Origin of the sequence: Sorangium sp. So ce119 (genome assembly GCF_051524405.1) — a bacterium.
GTDB lineage: Bacteria > Myxococcota_A > Polyangia > Polyangiales > Polyangiaceae > Sorangium > Sorangium cellulosum_G.
This window is the reverse complement of the sequence record NZ_CP150310.1, coordinates 4946209-4963430: the sequence shown is the minus strand read 5'-3', so window position 1 is coordinate 4963430 and position 17222 is coordinate 4946209. Positions and strand designations below refer to the sequence as shown.

11 protein-coding genes are annotated in these 17222 nt (G+C 72.2%); 8 read left to right on the top strand and 3 right to left on the bottom strand.

The window, feature by feature from the left end; genetic code table 11:
• Positions 1-3 precede the first annotated feature (3 nt).
• The 7 genes from nuoF to WME76_RS18570 all read left to right on the top strand — a co-directional run bounded on the left by nuoF (position 4) and on the right by WME76_RS18570 (position 9573).
• A complete protein-coding gene (nuoF, locus tag WME76_RS18600) occupies positions 4-1356 on the top strand; it encodes an NADH-quinone oxidoreductase subunit NuoF (protein ID WP_061618488.1) in 1353 nt (450 codons plus the stop codon).
• On the top strand, positions 1353-2006 hold the full coding sequence (locus WME76_RS18595) for an NADH-quinone oxidoreductase subunit J family protein (RefSeq protein WP_437961431.1): 654 nt from the start codon (positions 1353-1355) through the stop codon (positions 2004-2006). The genes nuoF and WME76_RS18595 overlap by 4 nt, the downstream gene beginning before the upstream one ends.
• On the top strand, positions 2003-2314 hold the full coding sequence (gene nuoK, locus WME76_RS18590) for an NADH-quinone oxidoreductase subunit NuoK (RefSeq protein ID WP_061618490.1): 312 nt from the start codon (positions 2003-2005) through the stop codon (positions 2312-2314). Before WME76_RS18595 ends, nuoK begins: the two co-directional genes overlap by 4 nt.
• Before the next feature lies 1 nt (position 2315).
• Positions 2316-4862 carry an NADH-quinone oxidoreductase subunit L gene (nuoL, locus tag WME76_RS18585; protein WP_437961430.1) on the top strand — a complete coding sequence of 849 codons (2547 nt, stop codon included), beginning with the start codon at positions 2316-2318 and terminating at the stop codon, positions 4860-4862.
• A complete protein-coding gene (locus WME76_RS18580) occupies positions 4859-6895 on the top strand; it encodes a complex I subunit 4 family protein (protein WP_437961429.1) in 2037 nt (678 codons plus the stop codon). Before nuoL ends, WME76_RS18580 begins: the two co-directional genes overlap by 4 nt.
• Entirely contained in the window at positions 6892-8418 is a 1527-nt protein-coding gene (locus WME76_RS18575; protein ID WP_437961428.1) for an NADH-quinone oxidoreductase subunit N, read from the top strand. The genes WME76_RS18580 and WME76_RS18575 overlap by 4 nt, the downstream gene beginning before the upstream one ends.
• 159 nt (positions 8419-8577) lie before the next feature.
• Positions 8578-9573 (top strand): hypothetical protein, encoded by a 996-nt coding sequence (locus WME76_RS18570; protein ID WP_437961427.1) that lies wholly within the window; start codon positions 8578-8580, stop codon positions 9571-9573.
• Between the two features lie 8 nt (positions 9574-9581).
• On the opposite strand, the gene WME76_RS18565 is transcribed toward WME76_RS18570, so the two are convergent.
• Both WME76_RS18565 and hisC read right to left on the bottom strand, forming a co-directional pair.
• On the bottom strand, positions 9582-10772 hold the full coding sequence (locus tag WME76_RS18565) for a tetratricopeptide repeat protein (RefSeq protein WP_437961426.1): 1191 nt from the start codon (positions 10770-10772) through the stop codon (positions 9582-9584).
• A gap of 23 nt (positions 10773-10795) precedes the next feature.
• Positions 10796-11887, bottom strand: a complete 1092-nt coding sequence (gene hisC / locus WME76_RS18560; protein WP_437961425.1) for a histidinol-phosphate transaminase — start codon at positions 11885-11887, stop codon at positions 10796-10798.
• 102 nt (positions 11888-11989) lie between these two features.
• Between hisC and WME76_RS18555 the strand changes: the two genes are divergently transcribed.
• Positions 11990-12928 carry a hypothetical protein gene (locus tag WME76_RS18555; RefSeq protein WP_437961424.1) on the top strand — a complete coding sequence of 313 codons (939 nt, stop codon included), beginning with the start codon at positions 11990-11992 and terminating at the stop codon, positions 12926-12928.
• Positions 12929-12946: 18 nt separating this feature from the next.
• Here WME76_RS18555 and WME76_RS18550 read toward each other — a convergent pair whose 3' ends face one another.
• The gene (locus WME76_RS18550; protein ID WP_437961423.1) at positions 12947-17095 is read right to left on the bottom strand and encodes a PAAR-like domain-containing protein; all 4149 of its coding nucleotides are present in this window, start codon (positions 17093-17095) and stop codon (positions 12947-12949) included.
• Positions 17096-17222 lie beyond the last annotated feature (127 nt).

Below are 17222 nucleotides of genomic sequence, written 5' to 3'. Positions count from 1 at the left end.
GAGATGCTCCGGCTGACGCGCTACCTGACCAAGAACTACGACAAGCCCGACGGCCACAAGCTGGCCGTGTACGAGAAGGGCGGCGGCTACCAGCAGGCGAAGCGCGCCCTCGGGATGACGCGCGAGGCGCTCGTCGAGGAGATGAAGGCGGCCAACATCCGCGGCCGCGGCGGCGCCGGCTTCGCCATGGGCGTGAAGTGGAGCTTCATGCCGTGGCCCCCGAAGCCCGAGCGGCCGCACTACCTCGTCATCAACGCCGACGAGGGCGAGCCCGGGACCTTCAAGGACCGCACGCTGATGGAGAAGAACCCCCACGCGGTCGTCGAGGGGTGCATCATCGGCTGCTTCGGGATCGGCGCCCACGCCGCGTACATCTACGTGCGCGACGAGCTGCACCTCTCGAAGGCGCGGCTCTGGGAGGCCATCGAGGAGGCGCGCGCCAAGGGCTACCTCGGCAAGCGCCCGTTCGGGATCGACTACCCCGTCGAGGTCTACGTCCACACGGGCGCCGGCGCCTACATCTGCGGGGAGGAGACGTCGCTCCTCAACTCGCTCGAGGGCAAGCGCGGCGAGCCGCGGCTCAAGCCGCCGTTCCCCGCGCAGTTCGGCGCGTTCGGCATGCCGACCACCGTGAACAACCTCGAGACGATCGCCGCGGTGCCGACGGCGCTCGAGCTCGGCGGCGACAACTTCTCGAAGCTCTCCGCGCTGCACCACCTCAAGGACGGCGGCTGTCGCCTCTTCGGCGTGAGCGGCCACGTGAACAACCCGGGGATCTTCGAGGCGTGCGTCGGCGTGACGCTGCGCGAGATGATCTACGACTTCGCCGGCGGCGTGAAGCACGGCAACCTCCTCGCGGTCATCCCGGGCGGCTCGTCGTGCCCGATCCTGCGCGCCGACGAGGTCGTGAACGCGCCGAGCGACAAGTCGCCGCTCCACCCGTGGCACGGCCAGAGCGTGCTCGACGTGCCGCTCGGCGTGGACACGTTCCGCGCGCTCGGGACGATGCTCGGGACCTGCTGCGCCATCGTGCTCAGCGACAAGGCGTGCCCCGTCCTCGCGATGCACAACCTGATGCGCTTCTACCGCCACGAGTCGTGCGGCCAGTGCACGCCGTGCCGCGAGGGCAGCGCGTGGATCCACCGGATCCTCGACCGCATCGTGCACGGGGAGGGGACGATCGAGGAGCTCGATCGGCTGCACGAGATCGCCGACAACATCATGGGCAACACCATCTGCGCCTTCGGCGAGGGAACGGCGATGCCCGCGCTCGGCTTCCTGCGGAAGTTCCGCAAGGAGTTCGAGGCGTACATACAGACCAAGGGCCGGTCGTCGACAGGGGTGCTCTCGCCGTGAAAATCTTCGAATTCGCCTTCTTCGGGCTGGCGTCGCTGCTGGTCCTCCTCGGCGGCCTGGCCACGGTCGCGGCGCGGAACCCGATCCGGGGCGCGATGGGGCTGCTCACGTCGATCGTCGGCATCGCGGGCCTCTACCTGATGCTGGCCGCGGAGTTCCTCGCCGCGATCCAGATCCTCGTGTACGCGGGCGCGGTCGTCATCCTCTTCCTCTTCGTGATCATGCTCCTCGGCCCGTCGGCGACGTCGCCGCGCGACGCGCGCACGGCGGTGCCGCGCTACATCGGCGCCGGCGTCTTCATCATCGGCGCCATTGGCGCGCTGGTCCTCACGGCGAGCGCCGGCAAGCCCGGCGTCACGGCCCTGCCGCCCGCCCCCGAGTCGCTCGGGACGATCGACGCGCTCGGGCACGAGCTCTTCACGAAGGGGATCGTGCCCTTCGAGCTCTCGGGCGCGCTGCTCCTCGTCGCCGTGATCGGCGCCGTCGCCGTCGCCCGCGGCAGGCAGGTCGATCCCACGCTGCTGCCGGCCGCGCCCGCGTCGCCGGATCCGCGCGATCAGGTCCCGGTGCGGGACGTCGCGACGCCGGACGCGCAGCCGGGCGCCCTCACGGGCCACTTCACCCTGTCGACGAAGGAGCCGAAGTCATGATCTCCGTCCCCATCGAGTACTACCTCGTGGTCGCGGCGGTGCTGTTCGCGATCGGGTCGGTGGGCTTCCTGCTGCGCAGGAACCTCCTGGTCCTGCTGATGAGCATCGAGCTGATGCTCAACGCCGTGAACCTCACGCTCGTCTCGTACAACCGGGTGCACCCGCAGGATCACGCCGGGCAGATCTTCACTTTCTTCGTCATCGCCATCGCGGCGGCGGAAGCCGCCGTGGGTCTCGCGATCGTGCTCGCGTTCTACCGCATCCGGAAGACGATGCGCTCGGACGACGCCGATCTCCTGAGGAGTTAGCGTGGAAGCCCTGAGAGTCTTATTCCCCGCGTCCGAGTTCGCGCTGCTCGCGGTGGTGCTCGGCCTGCCGGCGCTCGGCGCGCTCGTGAACGGCCTGTTCGGCAAGCGGCTCGGCAAGGACGCGGTCCGGCTGATGGCGCTCGCCGCGCTCGGCGGCGCCTTCCTGGCGGCCGTGACGACGTTCCTCATGCTCCCGCACGAGGGCGGCAAGCTGAGCTGGACGGCCTGGCGCTGGTTCTCGATCACGGGCCGGATGGGCCAGTCGATCCCGATCGACGTGGCCTTCAGCGTCGACGGCCTGAGCGGGACGATGATCCTCGTCGTCACCGGCGTCGGCTTCCTCATCCACCTCTACTCGTCCGCGTACATGCGCGAGGACCCGGGCTACTACCGGTTCTTCGCGTACCTGAACCTGTTCTGCTTCTCGATGCTCGTGCTGATCATGGCCGACAACCTCGCCGTCCTCTTCGTGGGGTGGGAGGGCGTCGGCATGTGCAGCTACCTGCTCATCGGGTTCTGGTTCAAGGACGACAAGAACGCGAGCGCCGGCAAGAAGGCGTTCGTCGTCAACCGCATCGGCGACTTCGGCCTCCTCGTCGCGATGGCCATGCTCGCCTACTACTCGGGCACCCTGAACTTCGACGGCATCGCCGCGAACGCGGGCAACCTGCTCTCCGCGGTGAAGGTCTGGCCGATCGGCAACATGTCGGCCGACACGGTGCCGGGCTTCCTGAGCTTCATCGTCCCGTCGCAGCCGGTGCTCGTGTACGCCTCGACGCTGATCGGGCTCGCGCTGTTCCTCGGCTGCGCCGGCAAGAGCGCGCAGATCCCGCTCTACGTCTGGCTGCCGGACGCGATGGCCGGCCCGACGCCGGTCTCCGCGCTCATCCACGCCGCGACGATGGTGACCGCGGGCGTGTACCTCGTGGCCCGGCTCTCGGCGGTGTTCGTCCTGTCGCCGTTCGCCATGGCGGTGGTCGCGGTGACCGGCGTGCTCACGGCGATCTTCGCGGCCTCGATCGGGCTCTTCCAGAACGACCTGAAGAAGGTGCTCGCCTACTCCACGGTGAGCCAGCTCGGGTTCATGTTCATCGGCGTGGGCGTCGGCGCGTTCGCGGCCGGCTTCTTCCACGTCCTCACGCACGCCTTCTTCAAGGCCTGCCTCTTCCTCGGCGCCGGCTCGGTGATCCACGCGATGCACGCGCGCATCCACGACACCGACCGGTCGCAGGACATGCGGAACATGGGCGGCCTCAGGGAGCACATGCCCCTGACGCGCTGGACCTTCCTGCTCGCGTGCCTCTCGATCGCGGGCTTCCCCGGGTTCGCGGGGTTCTGGTCGAAGGACGAGATCCTGTGGCGCGCCTTCTCCAGCCGGATCGAGTCGGTCTCGACGCGCGGGCAGCCGGTGTGGCAGTGGCCCGACTGGCTCGGCCCGGCGATCTACACCGTCGGCATCATCGCCGCGACGATGACCGCCTTCTACATGTTCCGCGCGTACTTCCTGACGTTCCACGGCGAGTTCCGCGGCTGGACGATCGTGCGCGGCTGGAAGGATCCGCACCCGCACGGCCACCACGACGATCACCACGCGCACGCGCCGGGCGAGAAGCTCGAGGGCCCGGTGCCGCACGAGTCGCCGCTGCCGATGACGATCCCGCTCATCGTGCTCGGGGCGCTGTCGGTCTTCGCCGGCTTCCTGATGGCGGAGCCGCTCGTGCACCTCACCCACTCGCACGCGTTCGCGCCGCTCGCGCACCTGCTCGAGCCGGTGTTCTCGATGACGTCGCGCGCGGTGGTGGAGCGCGAGGCGGCGAAGGGGCTGATGTGGGCGATGATGCTGCCCGGCGTGGCGGCGTGCTTCGCCGGCATCGGCCTGGCGATGCTCGTGTACTGGAACCGGCGCGGCGAGCCCGAGCGGCGCTTCGCCCAGCAGTTCCCGCGGCTGCACGGGCTCATCTACGACAAGTGGCGGATCGATGAGCTCTACAACGCCACGGTCGTGGGCATGGTCGACGCGCTGGCCGACATCTTCACGATGGCGGACAAGTGGATCATCGACGGCGTGATCGCGAAGCTGTCCGCCGCGGTGGTCGGGTTCTTCGGCACGGTGCTGCGCGCGCTCCAGACGGGCCGCGTGCAGGTGTACGCCGCGTCGATGGTCATCGGCCTCGCCGGCGTCGGCTGGTTCATGGTCAAGCCGCACGCCGACGCGCACGTCGACGACGCCGATCTGCGCCGCTCGGGCGAGGTGAGGCTCTCGGCGGCGCCGGGGCTCGGCTACCGGTACCGCTGGGAGGCGCCCGGGCTGCAGTCGGGTGACTTCTCCGAGGCCACCGACGTCACGGTGAAGGTCGAGCCGGGCGAGACGAAGGACGTCGTGCTCCGCGTGCGCAACGCCTTCGACCGCGAGGCGACGGAGACCTTCTCGTTCTCGCGGCCGCCGGGCCGCAAGAACCCCACGGACCCGACCACGATGCTGGTCCCGAACGGTGCCACGCCCGCCCCGGGGACGACCCCGGCGGAGCAGACGAAAGGCCTGCGATGAGCGCGCTCGACCTCGTAACCCAAACCTGGCCGGCGCTCGCCGCCGGCGTCGTCGGAGCGCTCCTCCCGCGGGGCGACGGGCACGCCGCCCACGCGGGCGACGACGACCACCACGGCGGTCACGACCACCACGGCGACGACGACCACCACGGCGGTCACGATCACCACGGCGACGACCACGCTCACGGCGCGGCCCACGCCGGCGGGTACACCGCCTGGCAGCGGGTCGGCCTCGGGCTCGTCGCGGCGCTCACCGTCCTCGGCGTGCAGTGGCTCTGGCCGTCGGACGCGCCGGCCGCCGCGGTGGACACGTCCGGGGAGTGGTCGTCGCTCCTCAACGTGCTGATCGCCCTGCCGTTCGTGGGCGCCGCGGCGGTGCTTTTCGTGCCGCGGCAGATGCTCTCGCTGCTCCGGGGCTTCACGCTGGCGGTGCTCGGCGCGGGCTTCCTGGCGTCGCTCTGGCTGCTCAGCGTGCCGATGACGGCGGGCTGGCACTTCCAGTCGATCAAGGAGTGGATCCCGTCGCTCGGCATCCGGTGGCACGTCGCGATCGACGGGATCAGCCTCTGGCTCGTCCTGCTCACGACGTTCATCGCGCCGATCGCGGCGTACGCGTCGTTCGGCTCGATCAAGAGCCGGATCAAGGAGCTCTGCTTCTGCCTCCTGCTCCTGCAGGGGGCGATGCTCGGCGCCTTCGTCGCGCTCGACCTGTTCCTGTTCTTCCTCTTCTGGGAGCTGATGCTGGTGCCGATGTTCGTGATGATCGGCATCTGGGGCGGCGTCGAGAAGATCAAGGCCGCGGTCAAGCTCTTCATCTACACGATGGCGGGCTCGATGCTGATGCTCGCGGGCATCGTGTACCTCGTGTGGGCGAACCAGAAGCTCACGGGCGCCTACACGTTCGACTACCTCGCCCTCTCGCGCGTGGTGCTGCCGCGCAGCACCCAGATGCTCTGCTTCTGGGCGTTCTCGATCGCGTTCTTCATCAAGGTGCCGATGTGGCCGGTGCACACGTGGCTGCCGGACGCCCACGTGCAGGCGCCGACCGGCGGCTCGGTGATCCTGGCCGCGGTCATGCTGAAGATCGGGACGTACGCGTACCTGCGCTTCTCGATGGGGCTCTTCCCCGGGCCGGCCTCCAGCCTGGCGGCGAACCTCGCGGGCATCGCGATCCTCGGCGGCGTGATCTACGGCGCGCTCGTCGCCTGGAAGCAGTCCGACGTGAAGCGCCTCGTGGCGTACTCGTCGGTCGCCCACCTGGGCTACGTGATGCTGGGGCTCTTCGGCGTGACGCCGAGCGGGATCCAGGGCGCGGTGCTCCAGATGGTGAACCACGGCGTCTCCACCGGCGCGCTCTTCCTCCTGGTCGGCGTGATCTACGACCGGCGCCACACCCGCCAGGTCTCCGAGTTCGGCGGCCTCGCCAAGGTGATGCCGGTCTACGCGACGCTCTTCCTGATCGTGACGTTCGCCTCCGTCGGCGTGCCCGGCACGAACGGGTTCATCGGCGAGTTCATGATCATCATGGGCACGTACGCCTCCGAGCGCCTCGGGACGTTCAGCGGGATCCACACCGTGGGCGCCGCGGCGGGCGTCATCCTCGCGGCCGTCTACATGCTGAGCGTCGTGCAGAAGATGTTCTTCGGGCCCCTCACGAACCCGAAGAACAAGCACCTGCCCGACGTCACGCCCCGCGAGGCGCTCGCGCTCGCGCCGCTGGTCCTGATGATCTTCGTGATCGGCCTGTTCCCTGCGATCTTCCTCGATCGGATGAAGGAGTCGGTCCTGTTTACCTACAACCAGTTCAAGGTCGTCTCCGGGCAGGCGATCCTCTTCGCGGACGAACGGAACGCGAAGCTCCTGCCCGAGGACACGTTCTCCCCCGCGTTCCTCAAGGGGGCGCCCGTGCTGCGGCCCGGTGAGGGCGCGCCGGGGGCGGGCGGGGACGAGCAGGCCCGAGGCGATCGGCGCGACCGTCGCGATCGTCAGACCGAAGGCAAGGTCGCGGCGCGCGGGGAGGAGGCGGCGCGATGAGCTACGGGATCTTCCTCGCCGTCTCGCCGCTGCTCGTGATCACGCTCGGCGGGACGCTGCTGATGCTCGCGGAGGCGTTCTCGCACCGCCGCGAGGAGTCGCACGACCGCCTCTCGGGCCCCTCGTCCGACATCGCGCTCGGGACCGCGATCACGCTCCTCGCCGGGGCGGTGTTCTCGGGCGCGGTCGGGTTCGTCGGCCCCGAGACGCTCGACGGGGTCGACGCGCTCGCCCCCTACCTGATCATCGACCGCTTCACGCTCTTCTTCTCGTTCGTCCTCTGCCTCGGCGGCGCGCTGGCGGCGCTGCTCGCGGGGGGGTACCTCCCGGAGCACCGGCTCGACCGCGGGGAGTTCTACCCGCTGCTGACCTTCTCGACGGTCGGCGCGATCATCCTCGCCGGCGCGGGGGACCTGCTGACGCTGTTCCTCGGGCTGGAGACGATGTCGCTCGGGGCGTACGCGCTGACCGGCTTCCGCCGGACATCGCCGCGGAGCAGCGAGGCGGCGATCAAGTACTTCCTGCTCGGCTCGTTCGCGGCGGCGCTGCTGCTCTACGGCGGCGCGCTGATCTACGGGGCGACGGGGCACACCGACCTCGCCGGGATCCGCGACACCATCGCGGCCGCGACGGGGGACAAGGCGCCGAACCCGGCGCTGCTGCTCATCGGGGCGGCGCTGGTGCTCGTCGGGCTCGCGTTCAAGGTGAGCGCGGTGCCGTTCCACATGTGGACGCCCGACGCGTACGAGGGCGCCCCGACGCCGGCCACCACGTTCATGGCGGTGGCGGTGAAGGGCGCGGCGTTCGCGACGCTGCTGCGCGTGCTGCTCGGCGCGTTCGGCGGCCCGGCGCTCTCGTCGTGGGCGGCGGGCTGGCCGCCGGCCGTGGCGGTGATGGCGCTGCTCACGATGACGGTGGCGAACCTCATCGCGGGCCGGCAGGAGTCGGTGAAGCGGATGCTCGCCTACTCGAGCATCGCCCACGCCGGCTACCTGCTCGTCGGCGTGGCGGCGGCGGTGCGGTCCAGCGAGGACGCGCAGGCGAGCGTGATGTTCTACCTGCTCGCCTACACGGTCTCGACGGTCGGCGCCTTCGGCACGCTCATCCTCTGCGGCAGCCGCGGCGCCGAGGCGGTGAGCTACGAGGACCTCGCCGGCATCGGCAAGCGGCACCCCGTGGCGGCGCTCGCGTTCTCGCTGTTCCTGCTCTCGCTGGCGGGCGTGCCGCCGACCGCGGGCTTCTTCGGCAAGCTGTACATCGTCAAGGCGGCGATGGGCGCCGAGCTGTACACGCTGTCCGTGGCGCTGCTGCTCAACAGCGTGCTGTCGGCCTACTATTACCTGCGGGTGCTCGTGTACATGTACATGCGCGAGCCGGCGCCGGGCGCGCCGATCGCCCGGCCGATGCGCTCGGGCTACGTCAACGCGGCCCTCGTCCTGTCCGCCGTGCTGGTGATGGTCCTCGGCATCTGGCCGACGACCTCGCTGGGCATCGCCGTCCGCGCCGTCCTCGCTTCCCACTGAGAAAAGCGGACCGCCCGGCGGTATAGCCGGGCTGCCAACTCGTATGGCGATGACGCCACCGCCGCTTGCGACGGTGGCGTCGTTGCTTGCGGCGATCGCGCGCTGCTGCGCGGGGCGCGCAAGTTGCTAAAGTCGGCGCCGATGCGAGGCGGCGAGAACATGCAGAGAACAGCGGACAACTGGCGGATGCGGGCGGCGGGTGTCGCGCTGCTCGGGGCGATCGGGTGCCAGAGCGGCAACACGACCGGAGGCGCGCCCGCGGGGAGCGCGGCGCCGGCCGCGGCGAGCGCGGCGCCGACGGCGAGCGCGGCGCCGACGGCGAGCGCGGCGCCGACGGCGAGCGCGGCGCCGACGGCGAGCGCGGCGCCGGCGGCGGGGAGCGCCGCGGCGGCGGCGAGCGCGATGCCGGCGTCCGATATCTCGCTGACGTCGGAGAGCGTCCTCAAGGTGATGAACCCGAAGCGGCGAGAGCCGTACAGCGGGCCCACGGGGACGCTGCGGGGACGGGTCACCATCAAGGGCGATCCGCCGCCGGACACGAGGCTCAGCTTCCCGGCCGGCAAGTGCGGCGAGGCCGCGGCCACCTACGGCCGGCTGTTCCGGGTCGGGCAGCAGAACGCGCTCGCGGACGCGCTCGTCACCGTCGTCAACTACAGCGGCTACGTGCCCGAGCGCGAGGAGGCCGAGAAGGTGACCATCCACGGGTGCGCGTTCTCGAGCCGCACCGTGGCCATGACCTTCGGACAGCGGCTCGAGGTCGCGAACCTCGACCCGCTGGAGTCGTACATGCCGAACCTCGAGGGCGCCCCCTTCATGGCCGTCCTCGTCGCCATGCCGCAGGGGGAGGCGGTGAAGTTCCACCCGCCGCAGCCGGGCTACTACCACCTCGTGGACAAGATGCCGAAGCCGTTCCTCAAGTCAGAGGTCTTCGTGCTCAAGTTCGCGACGCACGACGTGACCGGCCTCGACGGGCAGTTCGAGATCAAGAACATCCCCGTGGGCAAGGTGCTCACGGCCGCCCTCCTGCCAGCCATCGATCAGGACGTGAAGAAGGAGATCGAGATCAAGGAGGGCGACAACACGCTCGATTTCGAGCTCACCTTCGATCTCGCGAAATACACCGAGAAGAAGGGCGCAAAAACGCCCTCGCCCTGAGGCACGCGTCAGCGCGCGGCGGGCGCGCCGACCGCCAGCTCGCGCTGGACGCGCTGCGCGACCTCCCGGGAGAGCGGATCCCCGGCGCCGGGCGGCGGCAGCGGGCCGAGCCAGGTGAGCGCGGCGTCCCGGCCGACCCGACGGAAGAGCAGCTCGGCAAAGAGGAGCCGCGCGAGCGGCGAGGGGGGGACCGCCGGGCCGCCGCCCGCCGCGGAGGCGTGGAGCGCGTCGGTGGCCCGGGTCAGCGCGTCGAGGTCGCCGGTCAGATCGGCCGCCACCGCGAGCGCCACGAACGCCGAGGCGCTCGCCGGATCGGCCCCCGCGACGAGCTCGGCCTGCTCGCGGGCCTCGCCGGCGCGGCCCAGGGCGGCCGCGCGCACCGCGACCTCGGCGGGCGGGAGGTCCGCGTCGCGCGCGAGGCGACGGGCGCGGCGGAGCTGCCCGAGGACGAGCGCCTCGTCGAGCTCGGCCAGCGGTCCCGGCGAAGGCGGCGGCCGCCCGGCGGCGACGCCGGGCGGGGCGAGCTCGCGCAGGCGCCGCGCTGCCTGCTCGGCCGACGCGCGATCGCCGGACATCACGGCGGTCGCATGGAGGGCGCGCCATGCGTCCGCCGACCGGGGGCGGCGCACGAGCAGCGCCCGCAGCGCGCGGCGCGCGTCGTCGGTCCGGCCGAGCCGCCGCAGGATCTCGGCCCGGAGCAGGAGGCCGTCGTCGCGCTCGGGATCGAGCTGGATCGCCCGCTCGACGCGCCCGAGCGCCGCCTCCAGCCGGCCCGCGGAGAGATCGCAGCGCGCGTGCTCGCGGTGGGCCGGCTCGTAGTCGGGGTCGATCGCGCGGGCGCGGGCGAACGCGTCGTCCGCGGCCGCCTGCTGGCCGAGGCGGCAGCGGACAGCCCCGACGCGGGTCCAGATGTCCGCGCTGTCGGGGTCGCTCTCCTCCGCCAGCTCGTAGGCCTGGAGGGCCGTCGCGAGATCGCCGCGCGCCTCGGCCTCGGCGCCGATGGCGTACAGCGCGTACGAGCGCGCGTCGATGTGGCGGCCCACGAGGATCTGGCCGTCCACCGAGCGAGCGACCCGGGGCGCAGCGCACCCGGCGAAGGCCGCGAGCAGCGCGACGCACGCGAGCGGCGACAGCCGCGCCGCCGCGCGGCGAAGGGCCGCGCGCAGGGGGCGATCTCGGCGGGGGAGGGCTGCGCGCACGCGGCGATCTCGGCCAGGGAGGGCTACGCGCACGCGGCGATCTCGGCGAGGAGGCGATCGTTTTCCTCGCGGAGGCCGACGGTGATCCGGAGCCGGTGCGCGAGGCGCCCGCCCGCCGCGTGGAAGCTGCGCACGAGGACGCCGCGGGCCGCGAGGGCGTCGAAGACCTCGCCGGCAGGGCGGCGCGTGCCGACCCAGAGGAAGTTCGCGTGGCTCGGCGCGACCGAGAGGCCGAGGTCGGTCAGCCCGCGCGCGAGCCGCTCGCGCTCGGCCGTCACGGTCGCCGCGACGTGGCGGAGCTCGCCGTCGAGCTCGCGCAGCGCGAAGGTGGCCGCGCGCTGCGACGGCACCGGGATGTTGTAGGGCTGGCGCACCTTGTCGAGCTCGGCCACGAGCTCCCGCGCGCCGATGAGCCAGCCGACGCGCAGCGACGCGAGGCCGATCTTCGAGAGCGTCCGCAGCACGGCGACGTTCGGGTGCCTGCGCCAGAGCGCGAGCTGGTCGCGCGGGGCGAAGTCGATGTACGCCTCGTCGACGATCACCAGGGCGTCCTTCGCCGCGCCGATGACCGCCTCGAGCCGGTCCTCCGACATGAGCGCGCCCGTCGGGTTGTTCGGCGAGGCGATGAAGACGACGTTGGGCCGCGCGAACGCGACGGCGCGCGCGAGGGCGGCGACGTCGAGATCCCAGCCGGCGTCGAGCGGGACCTCGACGGCGCGCATGCCGCGGGCGCGCGCGCTCAGCTTGTACATGACGAAGGTGGGGCTCACGCTCACGACGCTCGCCGCGTCCGCGCCTTGCCGCGGGCGGCCGAGCGCGGTGAGCACCATCGAGATCACCTCGTCGGAGCCGACGCCGGCCAGGATCTCGTCGGGGTCGACGCCGCAGCGGGCCGCGATCGCCTCGCGGAGCTCGACGAGGCGCGCGTCGGGGTAGCGGCCCCAGTCCTCGGGCGCCGCGGCGCGCTGGAGCGCGGCGCGCGCCTCGACCGAGAGCAGCGGCGGGCTCTCGTTCGCGTCGAGGCGCACCGGGAAATGACCCGCGACCGGGGTGTAGGCGTGGAGCTCGGCGAGCTCCGGACGGAGCAACGCGGGGATGAACTCGGGCAGCGGCATGTCTCGATCCACGGTCGGCGCGGGCCCGGGGAGGGCGGAGGAGAGCGGTATACACCCCGTGCCTGACCGGGAACACCTCGACGTGCGCTACAAGGTGACCCCATGTCCACGATGAGCCGTGCGACCGTGCTCGTGCCGTCGCTGTCGTCCCCCGTCGCGCCCGAGCAGAACGTGATCTTCTCGCCGGATTTCCCCCTGGAGGAGCGGGGGGGCAAGGCGGCCGCCGCGCCGCGCGCCGCGGGCGTGCCCTGGTCGGTCGGGCGCGTCGTCCGGGGAGAGGTGTCGCTCCTGGAGCTGCGGCAGGAGATCGCGCGCAGGTTCGGCCCCGTCCCTGACGGCGCCCTGCCGGAGAGCGCGCCCGGCGACGCCCCCGGCGCGTACGCGTTCTCGTTCGTGCGCCCGTCGTTCGCGTCGCCCTTCGCGAGCCGGCGCGAGGGCGTCTTCTTCGGCGAGCGCGTCCTGCCGTGCTTCGGGCTGTGGAGGGATGTCGACGACGCGACGTGGTCGAGGGCCGCGGCGCAGGTGGAGGTGCATCACCACCGAGGCCCGGACGACTTCGTGATCGGGCTCGAGGCCAGGGGTGAGGAGCGGGTCGTCGTCGCGCGGTGCCCGCGCCCCGAGACGCTCGAGGCCGCCGTCGCGCAGGTCGTCGCGCTGGCGCGCAAGCCGCGGAGCTGGCTACGGAGGTGGCTCGGCGCGAAGCCGTTCGATCGCGACTGCGCGCTGAAGATCCCCCCGCTCGATCTGTGCGTGGTCCGCGTCCACGATGAGCTCATCGGCAGGCCGCTCGCGGACGGGGACGGTCCCCCGCTCGGCGACGCCCGCCATGCGGTTCGCTTCCGCCTCGACGGCGACGCGCTCGCGCCGAGCGAGCCCGGGGAGATCTCCCTCGGGCGCGGCGACATGTACGATCGCTACTTCGTCTGCGACGGCCCGTTCCTCGTCGTGGTCCTGGGCGGGCCGTCGAGGGACGAGGTGCGGCTCGCGGCCTGGATCGAGGCGCTGGACGCGCCGGAGGACGCGACCGGCGCCGCGCCCTGACCGGTGGGCCGCCGCCCGTCACTGCCCGAACGTGTACCAGCGCGGTTTGACGTCGGTGATCAGGTGGCCGCCGCCGTTGACGTGCAGGCCGCCCGGGGCGTTGCCGGACCCGAGGCCGGTGGGCATCCCGCTGACCAGCCCCGACTTCCCCGCGTTGGCCCGCTCGGCGGCGGAAGCGCCTGGCGCGCCCACCGCGGTCGCGCCCGACGTTGTCGCTCCGGTCCGATCGGCGACCGCCTGGGCGACGCTCCGGCCGAGGAGGCTCGGCTTCGTCCCGCCGTTGCACGTGACGACGTCCACGCGCGTCCCGGGCGTCTTCCCGTTGAAGCCCGCGGCGTTCAGCTTGTCCGCGAGCTGGGCCCCCGAGATCTTCTTCCCCGCCCACTCGACGCTGCCAGGCCAGCCGTGGGTGTCGATGACGACATCGGTCTCGCCCTTGAGGCTGCCGGGGACGACCTGGTTGGGCTTGAGGATCGTCGCGCCCGGGTACTTGGTCGCGTACTGCGAGTAGTACGCGCTGTGGAGCTTGGGATCGTTCGAGGCCGTGATGATCGTGAGCAGCCCGAGCGGGTCGATGAACAGCGTCGGGTTCGGGACGAAGCCGATCTCCTGCACCGAGCCCGACAGGCCGATCGGATCCGGCGTGATGAACACGCGCAGGTCGGGCGCGTAGTAGCGGAACCGGTTGTAGTGCAGCCCGGTGAGCTCGTCGGCGCGCTGTCCGGCGAAGCGGAGCGCGCCCGGCTCGCCGCGCCTGTGCGCGACCTCGCCCCAGGTGGTCAGGTCGATCTCGGTGACCTGGCCGGCGGCGTCGAGGTAGAGCCACGGCGTCCCGGCGGCGTCCGTCGCCACGAGGCGGAAGCTCGCGCCGCCCTGGGACTCGAGCAGCGGCATGTGGCCCGGCGTGTCGAAGACCCGGCGCGTGATCTGCCCGCTCGAGGTGCGCTCCTCGACGATGCTGTCGCCGTCCCAGCCGAACCAGGTGCTCCCCTGGCCGACGATCTCGGCCACGCGGCGGCCGAGCGCGTCGTAGATGTGCTGGACCCTCAGCCCGTCGCCGCGCACCGCCTCCGTGAGCCGATCGTTGTCGTCGAACGCGTAGCGCCACGTGCGCTTCGGGTCGGGCGCGTCCCGGCCCGACAGCCGGCCGAGGCGGTCCCAGTAGAGGGTCTGCTCGCCCACCGCGAGCGGCCGCCCGCCGGCGCCGACCGAGCCTTCGCCGCGCGGCATCGCGGTGCCGTGGGGCGAGAAGGAGAACGCCTCGGTCACGCCGAGCCCGCGCGCCTCCACGGGCCGCCCGTGCGCGTCCAGCTCGTAGCGGCGCTCGCCGCGCTCGGAGTCGACGACGGCGTCCAGCGCCCCGACCGGGTGCCAGCGGTAGGCGCGCGCCCGGACGACCTCGCCCGGCGCGCCCTCGACCCGCACCTCGACGGGGAAGCCCTCGGCGTTGCGCCGGGTCAAGATGGCCCCGATCCCGCCCTCGCGCCGGCGGGCGCGCTCGCCGTCCTGCGCGTCGCGCTCGAAGATGAAGCGCTCGGCGGCGTCCGGCTGGCCGACGCCCATCGCCGTGACCCGCCCGTGGACGTCGTGCTCCAGCGCCACGCGCCAGCCGGATGAGTACCTGCGCCCCACGAGCTTGCCGCCCTCGTCGTAGTCGTAGCTCGTGACGAACTTGAAGCCGCCGCAGGTCTGGGCGTCGCGGAGGATCGCGCCGCGATCGTCGTACGCGAGCTCGGTCGTGCAGGCGCCGTTCGTCGCGCGCACGACGCGCCCGAGGGGGTCGTACTCGAAGCGCTCGACGAGGCCGGAGGAGTACTCCCGCGCGACCACGTTGCCCGCGCCGTCGCGCGCGAGCCGCACGAGCGACTCGTCGGGCCGGAGGACCGACACGAGCCGGTCCGCGCCGTCGTACTCGTAGCGGTACTGGAGCCCGGTGAACGTCGTCTCGCGGACGAGGTTGCCGGACGGGTCGTAGACGAACGTGCTCCGCTCGCCCGCCGCGTTCTGGATCCAGCGCAGCCGGAGGAGCGCGTCGTACCCCATGAGCCAGCGCGAGCCGTCCGGCAGCGCCTGCTCGACGAGCGCGCCGGCGACGTGGCGATAGCGCGCGCGACCGCCGCCGGGGTACGAGGTCGCGGTGCACAGCTTGAGCCCGTCGAACGCGTGCTCGGTGCGCTGCCCGCTCGGCCCGACGACGCCGACGACGTTCCCGGACGAGTCGTACTCGAGCGTGGTCGCCGCGCCGCCCGGCGACTCGATGCGCACCGGCATGCCCAGGAGATCGTAGACGTAGGTCCACACGCGCTCTCCCTGGGCGTAGCGGACCAGGTTGCCGTGCGCGTCGTACTCGAGCGTGTCCGCGAGGCCGTTCGGGTACGTGATCTTCGTGTTCTTGCCGCGCGCGTTGTACTCGGCGGTCGTCTTGCCGCGCGCGTCCTCGAGCTCGATGACCCGCCCCTGCTTGTGCAGCGCGGTGGAGCGGGCGCCGTTCGGGGCGATGGTGGTGACCCCCTGTCGCTCCGCGTCGATCTGGTACCGGATCGTGCCGCTGCTGTCGCTCAGGGACGCCAGCCGGCCGGAGGCGTCGTAATGGCGCCGCTGCGTGACGCCGGCGCCGTCGGTGACCGCGACGAGCCGCCCGACCGCGTCGTAGCGGAAGAGCATCGCGTAGCCGCGCGGGTCGACGTAGCGCTCGACGAGGCCGAGCGCGTTGCCCTCGTAGCGGTGCACGTGGCCGAGCGCGTCGGTGACGGCGGCCTGGTGAGGCCCGGGCCCGTACGCGATGCGCGTGTGGAAGACGCCGCGGGGGCCGCCGGGCGCGTGCGCGTCGGGGTCGCCGAGCGCGGCGAGGATGTCGGCGCCGGGCAGCTCACCCCAGGTCTCGACGCAGCGCCGCTCGCCGCCCACGTCCTGGTACACGAAGTGGAAGACGACGCCGTCGGGGCGCGTCTCCGAGAGCAGGTAGTGCTCGTCGTCGTAGCTGAACCGGGTCTCCGCGCCGCCCGCGTCGATGACCCGCACGAGATCGCCCCGCCCGTCGAGCTCGTAGGTCACGAGGCGCCGCCGGTGCTCCTTGCCGTCGGCGTCGGTGACGGAGACGTTCCAGATCCGCAGGTTCCCCTCGCGGGAGAGCGCCGCGCGGCGGCCGACGGAGTCCGTGATGGCGACGATCTCGTCCTGGTCCCAGTCGAGGAGGGCCGCGTTGCCGAAGCGATCGCGCAGCTCGACGAGCGCGTACGACCTCGGATCCGCGGTGGGCCGGAGGACCCGCACGAGGTCGTCGTCGAGGTCGACGACGAGCGCGTCGCCGTCGCGGAGCACCTTCCGGCCGTGGGGGAGCAGGAACGCCTCGTCGGCCCCGGGCAGCGGCATCTCGGTGCGGCGCTGCTGATCGTCGATGAGGACGAGGCGATCGCCGCTGCGCTCGGCGCGCCAGGCGAGGCCGTGCGACCAGCCCCAGCCGAGGCCGCAGCGGTGGCGCACGGCCGAGGTGCTGTAGGTGCGGACCCACTGCACCCAGAGGAACCCGGGGAGCGTGAAGTCCACGGCCGGGATCGTGAACAGCGTCCCGGTCACGACGTCGATCGGGTGGCCCGCGGCCGCCTGACCCTCGGCGCCCGGCGGCGCCGGCGGGCTCGGCGGCCCTGCGCCCTGGCTGCTCCCGCCGCCGCCCCCGCCGCTGTTGCTCCCGCCCTGCGGCCCGCCGCCGCCCGGCCCCCCGGCGCCGCCGCCCGTGCTGCCGCCGCCGCCGCCGCCGCCGCTCGCGTTGCTCGCGCTCGCGCCGGCGCCGACGGTGATGCTCTTGTTCATCTGGCCCATGCTGCCGGTGATGCCGGCCATGCCGAGCTCGATGAGGACGTTCGGCGCGCCGAGCCACGGGAAGCAGGGGCCGGCCGTGTTGAGGCTGACCACCTCCTTGAGCGTGCCGGGCTCGTTGCCGTGGCACGCCTTCATGCAGCCGCCGACCGTGAGGATCTTCGCGCCCTCGATCTTCGTGCGCATGCACGGATCGATGATCCCCTCGGCGACGGTGCCCATGGTCGGGTAGGGGATGGGCAATGGGCTGGGCGCGGCCGGGGTCAGGCACACGCTCACCGCCATTCCGGTCATCTGGTGTCCGGATTTCTCGGTGATCGTGTCCAGGTGGAGGGCAGTGACCTTACCCATGGTGGCAAGATGCTCTCACGGCCCCTGAGACGTCTGCAACCGCGAGCACGACTCCGGTGACCCGGGAAAGCTGCATGGCCCGGAGCGCGGATCAGGGGGTGGTCGCCGTGCGGGAGGGGCATGATCG